The sequence below is a fragment of the Enterococcus sp. JM9B genome (genome assembly GCF_009933265.1).
In the GTDB taxonomy this organism is placed as follows: domain Bacteria; phylum Bacillota; class Bacilli; order Lactobacillales; family Enterococcaceae; genus Enterococcus_C; species Enterococcus_C songbeiensis.
Window position 1 is genome coordinate 101,510 of the sequence record NZ_MAEK01000028.1, and the last position, 11,645, is coordinate 113,154.

At 39.7% G+C, this 11,645-nt stretch carries 7 protein-coding genes; all 7 read right to left on the reverse strand.

Annotation, left to right across the window (positions count from 1 at the left end):
• Window positions 1-259 precede the first annotated feature (259 nt).
• Entirely contained in the window at window positions 260-2,050 is a 1,791-nt protein-coding gene (gene uvrC, locus BAU16_RS08045) for an excinuclease ABC subunit UvrC (RefSeq protein WP_161526875.1), read from the reverse strand.
• A gap of 134 nt (window positions 2,051-2,184) precedes the next feature.
• Window positions 2,185-2,574 carry a DUF4430 domain-containing protein gene (locus tag BAU16_RS08050; protein WP_161526876.1) on the reverse strand — a complete coding sequence of 130 codons (390 nt, stop codon included), beginning with the start codon at window positions 2,572-2,574 and terminating at the stop codon, window positions 2,185-2,187.
• A 9-nt stretch (window positions 2,575-2,583) separates the two neighbouring features.
• On the reverse strand, window positions 2,584-3,411 hold the full coding sequence (locus tag BAU16_RS08055; RefSeq protein WP_161526877.1) for an ECF transporter S component: 828 nt from the start codon (window positions 3,409-3,411) through the stop codon (window positions 2,584-2,586).
• Window positions 3,384-5,057 (reverse strand): ABC transporter ATP-binding protein, encoded by a 1,674-nt coding sequence (locus tag BAU16_RS08060; protein WP_161526878.1) that lies wholly within the window; start codon window positions 5,055-5,057, stop codon window positions 3,384-3,386. Before BAU16_RS08060 ends, BAU16_RS08055 begins: the two co-directional genes overlap by 28 nt.
• Window positions 5,035-5,979: an energy-coupling factor transporter transmembrane component T gene (locus BAU16_RS08065; protein ID WP_161526879.1), complete on the reverse strand. Its 945-nt coding sequence runs from the start codon at window positions 5,977-5,979 to the stop codon at window positions 5,035-5,037. Before BAU16_RS08065 ends, BAU16_RS08060 begins: the two co-directional genes overlap by 23 nt.
• A 2-nt stretch (window positions 5,980-5,981) precedes the next feature.
• Window positions 5,982-7,124 (reverse strand): DUF4430 domain-containing protein, encoded by a 1,143-nt coding sequence (locus tag BAU16_RS08070; RefSeq protein WP_161526880.1) that lies wholly within the window; start codon window positions 7,122-7,124, stop codon window positions 5,982-5,984.
• Complete coding sequence (locus BAU16_RS08075; protein ID WP_161526881.1) at window positions 7,121-11,641, reverse strand: prenyltransferase/squalene oxidase repeat-containing protein; 4,521 nt, start codon at window positions 11,639-11,641, stop codon at window positions 7,121-7,123. The genes BAU16_RS08070 and BAU16_RS08075 overlap by 4 nt, the downstream gene beginning before the upstream one ends.
• Between the last annotated feature and the right edge of the window lie 4 nt (window positions 11,642-11,645).

The following is an 11,645-nucleotide window of genomic DNA, read 5'->3' on the forward strand; positions in this document are numbered from 1 at the left end:
TATATTTTAATCGATTGCAAGCTAGTAAACAAAACAGCTTCCATGCTGTAAGTATAGAACTTATTGGTGAAACATCAAGTAATACGAGTTATTAAGCAACTCTTCCTTTCCCGATTGTGATATTTTCAACAAAATTTTCTCACTGTCTTTTCACAAAAATTCTTAACTCATTTTCAAGCAAAAATTTCTTGAAGTACACCCGTATTGCCATACAAAAAAACCTAAAGTGCGTAAACACACTTCAGGTTCAATCTTTCGTCTAACTCTTCGCTTTTTCTGGAGCCGCTAATTCCTGCAAAACATTTTGAGCAACTTTTTCCGGAATACCGATTGCCTGAATTTCGGCAACGCTGGCTGCTTGAATATTTTTTAAGGATTTAAATTCCTTCAATAGTAATTTCTTGCGTTTAGGACCCAACCCTTCAATTCCATCCAGTTTTGAAGCAAAACTATTTTTACTGCGCAATTGACGATGGAAGGTAATGGCAAATCGATGGACTTCATCTTGGATACGTTGCAACAAGAAAAATTCTGGTGAATTACGTTCCAATGCAATTGTTTCTAAATTTGCACCAAAAAGAAGTTCGCTGGTTTTATGCTTGTCATCTTTTGCTAATCCAGCGATAGGAATATCCATTCCTAATTGATTCGCCAAAACTTCTCTTGCGGCATCTACTTGTCCTTTCCCACCATCAATGATAATCAGATCGGGTGGTGTTAGCCCATCTTTGATCACACGGGAGTAGCGGCGATAGATCACTTCACGCATAGAAGCATAGTCATCCGGTCCTACAACCGTTTTAATTTTGTATTTTCGGTAATCTTTTTTCGAAGGTTTTCCATCCACAAATACAACCATTGCCGAAACTGGATTTGTTCCCATGATATTCGAGTTATCGAAGGCTTCGATGCGAATTGGTGTTGGAATGTTCATGGCATTACCTAATTTTTCGACTGCACCGATCGTTCGTTCTTGTTTTCGTTGGATCAAGTCAAATTTTTCACTTAATGCCACTCGAGCATTTTTGTTAGCTAATTCAACTAATTTTTTCTTTTCTCCCCGTTGCGGTTGCAATACTTTTGTATCTAGTACCGCAGCAACAGCTTCTTGATCGATATCGTTAGGGATCAAAACTTCTTTCGGAATAAAGTGCTCGGCTTCTTGATAAAATTGTCCGATATACGTCAGTAAATCTTCGGTTGGTTCATTGTAAAACGGAAAAATCGAGACATCCCGCTCAATCAACTTTCCTTGACGGACAAAAAAGACCTGAACACACATCCACCCTTTATCTACAGAATAACCAAAAACATCGCGATCCATGAAATCCGTTTGAGTCATTTTTTGCCGTGTCATGACTGTTTCGATTGCTCGAATCTGATCCCGATATTCGGCTGCTTTTTCAAATTCCAAATTTTGTGCTGCTACGTTCATTTTTTCTTGAATTTCTTCTTGAATCTGTGTGTGCCCACCATTTAAAAAACTTTTAATTTCTTCTACCATGTCTTTAAAAATTTGCGGATCAACATGAAACACATATGGACACAAACATTGCCCTAAATGATAGTACAAACAGGGTTCTTTTTGGTGCGTACCGCATTTACGTAAAGGAAACAACCGGTCCAAAATCTTTTTCGTTTCATTTGCTGCACCAACATCGGGATATGGACCAAAATAAAGGGCCTTGTCCTTCAATACTTTACGCGTAATCATCAATCGAGGATACTTTTCATTGGTAATTTTGATAAAGGGATAGGTCTTATCATCCTTTAACATAATATTGTATTTAGGATCGTTCTTTTTGATTAGATTGATTTCCAGCAACAGGGCTTCGATATTAGATTCTGTCACGATGTACTCGAAATCATCAATTTCAGAAACCAACCGTTCCGTTTTTGTATTGTGACTGCCGGTAAAATAGGAGCGTACCCGATTTTTTAAAATCTTGGCTTTCCCTACATAAATAATCGTACCATTTTTATCCTTCATCAGATAACAGCCCGGTTGATCTGGTAAAAGCGCTAATTTATTTTTAATGCGTTCATTCAAGGCATCTTCACCTCATTATGTATTTACAAACTGAGAATAGTATATCACGAGTGTCAATCAGAAGAACCAATCTTGCCTGTCCTTAAGAAAAACTAGAAAAACGGAGAAAATTTTTCTTTCTCCGCTACAAAGTATTATTGTGCTGCCAAATCAAAAATAATCCGATCTTTGGCTTTTAACTGAATTTCTTTGGCTCCCTTTAAAACCGGCTGATTATTGATTGTATACGTCCAATATTTATTGGCCTTTTCATCTTGAGCATGATTGTCAATTTCCGTAATAAATCCGTCTTGGTCTTTGATCTCAAAATTATTTTTCATCGTCTCAAACAAAGTATCATTTTTTTTGATTGTAACTTTTTTACTGCTTAGTTCTTGCCCGTCTTCCTTCAACGCAATCGTGACTGTTTGTGAAACAGCTTCCGTTGTTGTCGTGTTGCCCTTTTGTTCGTTATTGTTTGGTGAACAGGCACTGATTAAAAGAACACTCAAAAAAAGCAGGGTGGTTGAAATAATTTTTTTCATACTAACTCCTTATAATAATCCATATTTTTGTTTTACTCGTTGTAACTTTTCTAAAAAGGGATTCGCAAATAAAAGTAAAAAAACAGCGGTTGATATTCCATGAATCAAATCCATGGGGGCGCCAGAGATAAACGCGGCAAGTAAAATATCTTTATTCAAGGTCGGCATAAACAATAAAACAGATGCTGGATTCATGATCCCACCATAGATGAAGAAAATGCTGAAAAAACCGAAAAGTGCTAAGGACCAACGATTTTTCTTCAATAGTCCCCAACGATACAGCAAACCGGCAATAAAACCAATCATCCCAAACGCAAACATCTGCCACGGTGTCCAAGGGCCCTGGCTGAAAAAAATATTCGACACCAAAGCCGAAAAGCACCCCACTAAAAAACCAGATTCTGGACCAAAAGCAATCCCAGTGATAATCACAATAGCAGCCACAGGTTTAACTTGTGGCAACATGAAAAATGCCCCTCGACCAGCAACAGCTAAAGCAATCAGCACTGCCAAAATGATTAATTCCCGCGCTTGTGGTTTACGATTTTCAAAAACAATGAAAAAAGGAAGCATTGCTAATCCTAAAAGAAGCAAACTTGCTGTCAAATAATTTCGACTGCCTAGTTTTGGCATAATGACTAAGACTAGCAGTATCGCCAAAAACACGATTCCCAAGCTGACGAAAGTTCGTTTAGACACAGATTGTCGTCTTTTTTGAGAAACAACAGGCAAAATTGACTCCTCTATTTCCTCTTCCTCATTTTCTTTCATCGTCTCATGAGGAGAAGGTTGATCGGCATAAAAAGCTTTTAAAAATTCTTCTGTTCGTCTAGACATTTCTTCACATCCTCAATCGTAACTGCATTGGGAAAATACTTTCGTGCCATTCTGTTGGCAGCAGTCGTATAAAAATGGTTTCCAGCAAAAAAAGCTTTGGCATTTTTTGTTGAAATAATCTGTCCATCAAAAAATAATCCGCAGGTATCTGCATGCTCAGCAATAAATTCGATATCGTGGGAAACCATCACGATAGTCACACCTTGCGCCTGTAATTCCTTTAGCAAATGTCCCAATTCATTTTTATAAAAAGCATCTAACCCTTTCGTTGGCTCATCCAACAATAAAATTTTGGGTCGCAACAGTAAAATCTTTGCTAGCGCCAATCGTTGTTGTTCCCCACCACTTAAATCATAGGGATGGCGGTCCAATAAATTTTCTAATTTGGCAGTCTCAGCGATTCCGGTAATAAGTTGTTGGGTTGTCATCTGACTAGTGACTCGATTTGGCTGCAACATGTCCGCAAGCTCGGCACCAACTGTTTTCTTCACAAACAAACTTTGCGGATTTTGCGGTAGGACGCCCAGCAGATCCACATGCAATTCCTGATCCGAAAAACGTTCAATTTTCTTCCCCAAAATTTTTATTTTACCGCGATAAGGATGATTTAGCCCAGCAAGTAAAGAAAGCATCGTACTTTTCCCTGCCCCATTCCCGCCAACGATTCCGGTAAAACTGCCTTTTTTTACTTGAAAAGAGAAATCTTTCAAAATATCCTCTGCTTCACTTTGATAACGAAACCAAACATTCTTCACTTCAATGATCAGCTGCTTACTTTTATTTATCGGTTGATCTGCTTGAACAGGAAACTTCCGAAGAGAAAGAGTTTCCAACCATGTCCGCCCTTCTCTGACAGTCAAAGGAATTGGGGTATTTTGTTGTGATGCATGAGCAAAAATTTGTACAGGTGCCGGCATTGCCGCAAACAAATCATTAGGACTGTCTGACAAAATCTGACTGACTTTTTGTGGGGTTCCCTCTACAGTCAATCGGCCTTCTTCCATCAACCACACCTGATCCGCCATCGGTAACGCTTCCTGTAAGCGATGCTCTGTCAGCAAAATCGTCGTACCGATCTCTCGATTGATTTTTGCAATCGTTTCTAAAAACTCTGTCGTAGCGATTGGATCCAGCTGTGAAGTCGGTTCGTCTAAAATTAGTAAACGAGGGTGCAAGGTCATAACGCTTGCCAAATTTAATAACTGCTTTTGTCCTCCCGACAATTCAGCTACCTCTTTGTGAAACCATTTTTGAAGACCGAAGTAAGCGGCCATTTCAGCTACCCGCAAACGAATCGTCGCCGAATCATAGCCTAAACTTTCTAAACCAAATGCTAATTCATGCCAGACTTTATCGGTGACTAACTGGTTTTCTGGGTTTTGCAGAACATATCCGATTGCTGTCGTTTGCTCTCGAAGGGGTAGTGTATCTAATGGACGATTCTCAAAAAATATTTTCCCCGTTTTTTCCCCATGAGGAGCTAAAACTGGTTTAAGCTGTCGTAGCAACGTAGTTTTCCCGCTGCCGCTTTTTCCAAATAATACGGTAAAACTGCCTTCTTCCATTTTTCCGGAAAAATTCGCAACGGCCGCCGATTTTGCATCGGGATAATAAAAGGAAAAATCATTGATGGTTAATAGTGGCACTTCCTGCACCTCCCGCTATTTTTCTGGCTTGTCGCCACCGAATTTTTTCATATACTGCTAGAATCATTGGGAGATTACAAAGAATCAGAAAGCTGAGATATCCTAAACTTTCTCTAAATGTTTTAGGCAAAGAAATGATTAATTGCGGATTGTAACTGGTGTAAAACTGTCCCATGCGCCAAAAATAAAAAAATATACCGCTACACAAAAGCAAACTACTGAGCAATAAACCATCTCGGCGATCAAAACGGTACAGTGAAAATGCACTACGGCCTTTTAATCCATAGCCTCGTGCCTTCATTGAATCTGCTGTTTCAATCGCATTTTCTAGCGACCAAGTAATCATGATGGAAAAAATCGTCAATGCATGCTTCATTTTTTGAATCATGGACCCATGTGAAAAATCTCGACCGATACTTTTTTGTCCCTGACGAACCACCGCCAATTGTTGAGAAAATTTTGGTACAAAGCGAAAAACCATGGATAGAACCAAAGAACTGGCAGGCAAAATTTTCCCAAATAAATACACAAATTTGTCTGTGGTCATCACTGCATTGTAGCAAGTAAACCAGGTTAAAGTAATTCCCAGCACCGCAGCTAGAACAACCCCATAGGCGATGGCTTCCATTGTAATTCTGTTCCCATTTTCTAAAATGAGTAGCGGTGTCACTCCATAATGATTAAAGGCGGGATTAAGCAGCGCCACCACGACCATTCCCGGCAGCAAAAAAGTGAGTAACCGTCTAAAAAACTGCCGACTTCCTTTCAAATAACTCGCATAAATGCCAGCGGATAGAAAGGAAATTCCCAAAATCAACGGCTGCAGACAAAACATACTGCTGCCAATGACTAAAAGAAAATAGAGAAAATTAATTACAGGATGGCTTTGAGAAAAGGCATCTCTTTTTTCTCGTAGGTTCATCGTTATTCTCCTCCAGAATTAAGATCCGTTCCTAATTCAATCGTATATAACCAATCAATTTGATCTCCTGCTTGCAAATCACGATACTTTGATGCCCCATAATTTGGCACCCACCCGTTGACTTGATACATCCAGCCAGATAAGTTTCCAGCATCAAATTCATACAATTGATTGATTCCTTCAACATAATACGCGTCGTACATCGGTGTCCAGCTGGCTTCCATTTGAATACCTACTTGTTTCGTTGTACGAACTAAAATATCATATACCGAATCATTTTCTTTTAATACAACCTGTGTTGGGACTAAAATCCATCCATCCTTTGGCAGGAAGGCTTGCTTTTCTTTTTTTAGTTTCTCTCGATTTTTTAGAAGTGCAGAAGCAGAAATTGAAACGGTCACCATTTTTTCTGGTTCTTCCTTTGAATCCGTCTGTGAAGAGGCAACAGAAGAAGTTTCTTGCTTAAGCGTTTCTGCTTCTGGATGGATTGTTTCTTGTGTAGAATCCTGATCAACTTCTTGCTGAGCTGTAGATGATTGCGTTATTTGTTTTGCCAGCGACGAACTCGTTGTTTTTGCAGAGGCCTTTTCCATTTCTGCTTTAGTCTTGCCGCCAATCAGGTAATATTGCACCCCGCTTTCCAGTACGGTGAAGGAAAGTTTGGTTTGCTTTCCGGCAAACGAAATTTGGGGTTGACTTTCTTTAAGTGTTTGCAGCTTACCATTGATTTTACGAACAAGAAGAACTTTGTCTGCCTGCCATTTTTTAGGCAAATAGATTTCGAGAATTGGTGTTTCCGCTAAAGTCATTTTTTCAATCTTCACACCCAATGCTTCACTAGCTTGGTTCGCTGCTTCCTTAATCTCCTGCAGCCCCTCCTGAAAAGTAACTTTAAGATGCTGATCGACAGGATTTTGGATTTGTTTCCCTTGATACAGCCACTGATACTGGATCGTGCCAGCGGTTCCTTTAAATGTGTAAACCTTTTTCTTTCCACTGATTGTTGCCAACTGTTCCTTTTTCACGATTCCATTTTCATTTAGGTTCGTCACACTGGCTAAAGGGGTCATTTCTTTTGTCTGCGGTGTACAGCCTCCTAAGACCAAGAGAAAAACTAGAAGGGAGGCTATCCATTTTTTCTTCATTTCAATAATTCCCTTCTTGATTTTTTTACTCTGTATAAGCCAGCACCCACCAGTAGGATACAAATGACACTTCCACCTATAATTTCAGGAATTGGCAATTCTTCTGCCTTCGCTTTCTTGTATTTTTGCGGGACAGATTTTTTTGGAGTATAGGTTTCCCCAACAAAATTCCAACCAGATTGACTATTATTAAGAATAGTATTCGTTGTTTGTGTTTCGGCTGCTTGTGTCATGGGTTTTTGTAGGTATTGCGTAGTAGCAGAAGGTCGTTTTTTGCTAACAAATTGTTGAAAACCCGCAGTGGATTCAGTGACAGAAGCAATACCATTATCTCCCCACTCACGTTGAAAATTTTCTGGTTCATTCTCCGTTGTTTTCTCTGATTTTTGAATTGCTCCTTCTGACGCAACTAATAGTTGATAAACTTCTGCAGGGATTAATTTTTTTTGTTTTTCAGTTAGTCCATCATAAGCTGCTCGCGCTAGCTTGACTGCTTCTGGTTGCCGATTTGGCTGAGTTAATTTTTTAATTTGCTCACTCACTTGCGCGGCGGTTTCTTGATCTGATAGTGAAACAACATCTGACATTTGATAAAAACTTGTCTTCTTGTCTGCCAATCGTTGGTAAGCCACAAGGGCACTTAACGCCTGTTCGGTTGCCATCCCATTTGCCTCACCAGGTGCACCTCCACCATTGCTGTTTCCTCCTGGCAGAACATGCATGAAGCCACCATTTTTAAGCTGAAATTTTACCAATGCTTCTAGCAGATTTTTCTTTTTGATAAATCGAGAATCTTTTGTCGGATCAACGTCCAATGCCGTCAATGCAAGAATTACCTGCGCAATCTCTTCAGAATTTTCTGTTTTGGTACTACCAAAACTTCCTGCAGAATTTTGTTGTTTAGATAAAAAGGTAAGTCCGCGATCAATCGCCTTTTTTACTGCTGGCTGCTGGCGGTATGGCGCTAAAGCCTGCAAAGTCATCGCGGTGATGTCAATTGTCGGTGTCTTCCCATAAAGAGTCCATCCTCCGCCAACTATTTCTTTTTCTAAAAGGTAATCAAGCAACTTTTTTCTGGTTGTCATGGTTTTCTGCTGAGGAGCCGCATTTAAAGCAAGCAAAGCAAAAATACCGCCATTGATTCCCTGATAGATGGTTTTAGAAAAATCCTGCAAGGGTAAAAACAAATCAAAATCTGCCACTTCGGCTGGTTTTTTGCCAATCGCAGTCAACGCTAAAATCAACCGTGAATATTCCGTGTATTTTACTGAATGCAGCTGCCCATTTACCTCTTGTAGTCGACGAACTACGTTTTGATAGTAAGTCGTCATTAACGGAGAGTTTTGTGGATACCCATTACGTGCCAGTGCCAAAATCAGCCATTCATTGGAATAGGTCGGCACGTAGCTTGTAAATAATGATAAGACATAGTTTTGCGTATGGTCAAGCACCTGTTGATAAACCATATCTTGTTTTTTTAATTCATTTAATCGTTCTTCCAGTTCTTCTAATTTTTTCAGCGACTCGGAAGATATCATTGTTTTTTGGCTTGCCGACAACTGATTATATTCAGCACGAACATCGATAATCATTGCTTCATCAAAAAGTTGCAACTTCGCCCACTGGGGTAAGTTCTCGATTTTCTCTTTGAGTTGATCTGCCTTTTGTTGATCCACCACCAGCTTTTCTAAAATATCCCTTGCTTGAGCCAGCTTTTCTTGTAGTTCTAAGGAAATTTCTTCTCTGGAAGTTTCAGATAACTGTGCCAAGGCAGTAGTTAATCGACTCACTTCTGCCAAATTTTCTAAACGTAATTGCTGATTTTCCGGTAAATTTTCTATACCGTTGGCAATACTTTCTATTTCTGCAATTAAGTCAGCAATTTTCTTTTCAGCCATTTGCAGTTTTTCTAAAGATTTAGCAGAAAGTTGTTTTTTTTCCGGGGTAGATAAACTTTCATATTTGTTCCGGGTATTTTTTACCATTCCTTGATAATAAAGAGAAATATTTTCCGGTGTTGGTAAATAGCTGATACTTTCTTCCACTGCCGCAATTTTTTTTGCAGAGGCGACAATTTCTGTCATTCTTACAGAACACTGGTTTAACTTTTCGCGATTTTCTGCGGAAATCTTTTCTTTTACCTTCGTTGAAAGCAAGTTATATTCCATTACCGCCGTTTCGACTTCTTCTTGTTCCTTTAGGGTCAACACTTGACTATCCGGCAATTGATTGATTACTTTCGTCATTCGCTGAACAGCCGTTTCTTCACTTTCAATCGGAAGTGTGGGCACCGGATTTTTCGTAAATTGATAAATCACACCCTTGTTGGCTTGCTGAAACAATACTTGGCTTAAGGCATGGGCAGTTTGTGCCGTTGCCATGCTATCTGGTTTTGTATCCTCCATCAACCAACGGACGCCGCCATCTTCCAGTTGAAAAGCAAGCAATGCTTCGATCGGTGTGACCGATTTTTGATAATCACCGCGGGTCAAATCTTCTCCCACCGCTGCCAGACCTAAAACTGCCTGCGCTTGACTATTTGCGTTGGGTTCTGGTGAATAATAAGTTGCAATAAAAAATTGTCCCTGCTCATTTAGACAATTTTTAAAGAAAGAAACACCGTTGGAAATAGCTTTTTTTACTGCCGGTTGATCTTTGAAAGGAGCCAATGCGGTCAAGGTCATTCCCGTCATATCGATATCCCCTGCATTACCAAATAGTGCCCAGCCGCCATCACTCAGCTGTTGTTGAGTGAGTGCATCAACCAACTGTTGAATCTTAGCTTCACGGTTTTCAACCGCGTACTCTTTTGAGTAAAGAGCGATTAAACCAAAGATTTGACTATTAATAGTTCCATTTAGGTCGCTGTCAGCAATCAATTGAATCAAATTTTTTCCCACAACATTTGTGGGATCGCCGCCTAAAGCCAACACACCGATTGTTTGACGTTCCGCATCCGTCCACGGACGTTTCCCACTACCAGAGCCGTAATCGGCCTTCAAAATCGTGGTTGCTAATTTTTTGTAGGCAGTCGTTCGTGTTGCTTCGTCTGCTGGATTCTCTGAACGAGCCAACGCTAGGGCTGACCATTCATCCAACGTTTTAAGATGGGTGGTCAAGTAGGTGGTTGCCCCATGCAATGAATCAGCAATTGTTTCTGACGGAGAAACGGCAGTTAGTTTATCTATTGCAGCTTGTAATTTTTTCCGATTAATCACTTTTTTCTGCTGATCAGAAGAGAACCCATCAAAAATTTTTTTGACAGAAAATACCTGTGACTTATCTGCCACGGTCAATTGACTTACTTCAGGTAATTGTTCAATTTGTTTAATCAGTTGATCAATTTTTTGTTGTTCTTTTAATTGATTGATTTTAACTTCTGCTTGAACTAACTGTTGTAGAATCTCTGCAGCCACTTGCTTTTTCTCTTCACCAGATAAAGCATCATAAGCTTCGCGGACAGCACGCACTTCGGTTTCCTGAGCAAGGGTCGTAATTGCACCTAGTTGCTTGATTTGGGTTTCAACTTTTGATGCTGCTGTAGCCGCTTCATTATTTTTATTAGGTTCTTGCAACCAAGCCAGTGCTTGATTGACCTCTGTCTGAGAAACCGTTAGACCAGTAAGCTTTTCAAAAGCATTTTGATAGGCTTCTTGATAACTGCTTCCTTGATTAAGCCAGGCGTTTTTATTCTGATTGATTTGCGCTATTTTTTTCGTCAACGCTGTTTTGTCCGCAATTGGCAGATAGTCTGTCTCTGCGTATGCTGCGCCCAAATCAGTCCCATAACCAATTAAAGAGAACTGAACTCGAAAAACATCACCATTTTGCGGATAAGTATCACTCATTCCCCGACCAGAAAGTTGATTATTTATGGAATACATCCAACCAGATGTCGCAGTGTAGGAAAATTCTGCTAAATCTTGATTGGCTTCATTTTTTCCTGTATTTGACAAAGATATTCCCGCTTGTTTCGCAAAATCCTGCAATTCTTGTGGAATAGCTAATGGATCATCGATACTGTTTTTGACACTTTTTAAATAAAATTGATTGGCTAGTGTACCAGAATGCTCATACCCGTAGCCGGCTTTTTTAAATATAGAATCCAGCACTTGCGCATAGTTCCAATTTTGTGTCACATTTATTTCTTGTGGCTCGATGATGTAGCCTTGACCTAACACAAATTTTTCCACCGAAACGGTAATTGTTTTGCTCGTTTGTTTTACTTCCGTTGCTTTTGTTTCACTCACTGCTGTAGATTGTGGTAAATTCCTTTCACTCGCAGTTGTACTTTCTTCTGTTGAAGTAGTTGTTTCACTCGAATGTGTCGAGGAATTAATCGTTTCAGCGGTTGTTGTGGCTTCTGTTTTCGTTATCAGCTCTGAAGATAAAGAAGTCTCTTGACTTTCCCTTGTTTCGCTACTTGCTTCAACTACCACCGCAAACACCGGCAGACTCATAAAAAAAGACTGACTCACCAAAAGCAGAGTCAAAAAGATCTGCACCGTTTTTTTCATTTTT

What these genes read in the sequence shown, in the direction of transcription:
- BAU16_RS08050 (WP_161526876.1), bottom strand. Translation starts at nt 2,574, where the DNA reads ATGAAAAAAATTATTTCAACCACCCTGCTTTTTTTGAGTGTTCTTTTA.
- BAU16_RS08055 (WP_161526877.1), bottom strand. Translation starts at nt 3,411, where the DNA reads ATGTCTAGACGAACAGAAGAATTTTTAAAAGCTTTTTATGCCGATCAA.
- BAU16_RS08065 (WP_161526879.1), bottom strand. Translation starts at nt 5,979, where the DNA reads ATGAACCTACGAGAAAAAAGAGATGCCTTTTCTCAAAGCCATCCTGTA.
- BAU16_RS08070 (WP_161526880.1), bottom strand. Translation starts at nt 7,124, where the DNA reads ATGAAGAAAAAATGGATAGCCTCCCTTCTAGTTTTTCTCTTGGTCTTA.
- BAU16_RS08075 (WP_161526881.1), bottom strand. Translation starts at nt 11,641, where the DNA reads ATGAAAAAAACGGTGCAGATCTTTTTGACTCTGCTTTTGGTGAGTCAG.